The 1083-nt window shown below is 45.7% G+C and carries 1 protein-coding gene and 1 pseudogene; both read right to left on the reverse strand.

Annotated elements, in window-relative coordinates; all coding sequences use genetic code 11:
* Positions 1-315, reverse strand: a pseudogene (locus tag R7O12_RS26555) (two-component sensor histidine kinase); the annotation flags it as partial.
* Complete coding sequence (locus R7O12_RS26560) at positions 316-1029, reverse strand: response regulator (RefSeq protein ID WP_318127065.1); 714 nt, start codon at positions 1027-1029, stop codon at positions 316-318.
* Positions 1030-1083 lie beyond the last annotated feature (54 nt).

Raw genomic sequence — 1083 nt, forward strand, 5'->3', positions numbered from 1 at the left:
ATCATCAAAGGCGATGTTAGCGGTAGGATCTTCATCGAACACTTCCTTCACCTCAGGAGGGAGCTCATCCATGGTGTGAGGTTGCAACAATCGATGGCTTGCCGTGGCAAACTTTTCTAGCTCGCTTTTGGTGTATTCAAGCCCTTTTTCTTCATAGATCGGAGAGAGTAAATCGTAGAAAGCTTGCGAACTGTGTTCTTGAAGTAGGTAGTCATAATCAGTATTGAGCTCATACACGATGAGCTCATAACCTTTCAGACTGGCGAGAAAAAGAATGATCAGACCTAAAAAGCTCTCTAGATATATCCTTCTCATTTATGCGTTCCATGCATCCGGCATTAGTAGGTAGCCTTTGCCGCGTACCGTAATGATTTTTTGAGGTGAGCAGGACGCGTCACCCAATTTCTTTCTAAGCGTTACGATGCGGTTGTCAATGGTTCTATCTGTACCGTCGTACTCAATCCCGCGTAACGTTTTGGTGAGCCATTCACGCGACAAGGTTTTCTCGGCATGAGTGGCGAGTACCCACAGCAAGTCAAACTCACCGTCGGTTAATGCGACAGGTTGTTGGTTCATAGTACAAGATTTACGTAGTCGGTTTAAACACAACACGCCGATTTGTAAGCCGTTTTCTGGCGCTGGAGCGGCGCTTTCTTTCCTGCGCAATAACATACGGATACGAGCAAGTAACACGCTCGGTTTGATAGGTTTCGTGACAAAGTCATCGGCACCAATTTCAAGCGCAGCGACGTGATCAAAATCGTCATCGCTTGCGGTAAGCATCAGAACTTTGCCTTTGTAACATTCGCGGATTTGACGACAAACGCTCAAACCGTCTTGGCCCGGCAGCATCAAATCTAACAAAACCAAATCGGGTTGAGTGTCTAAAATAGCGTTCGGCGCGTCGGTGCCGTTATCAATACAGCGGACGTCGAAGCCTTGTTCTACAAAGTACTCACCGAGCATATCTTGTAGTTTTGGATCGTCTTCGACAATGATAAGGGATGGCTTGATTTCTTGTTCGTTCATGTAAGTGATGTGTGCTGTATTTGATATCACTGAAAGTTAAACAAATTTGCGAGT

The sequence above is a fragment of the Vibrio sp. Vb1574 genome, assembly GCF_033338675.1.

Coding starts and splice junctions, on each gene's coding strand:
- R7O12_RS26560 (WP_318127065.1), bottom strand. CDS start 1,029: ATGAACGAACAAGAAATCAAGCCATCCCTTATCATTGTCGAAGACGAT.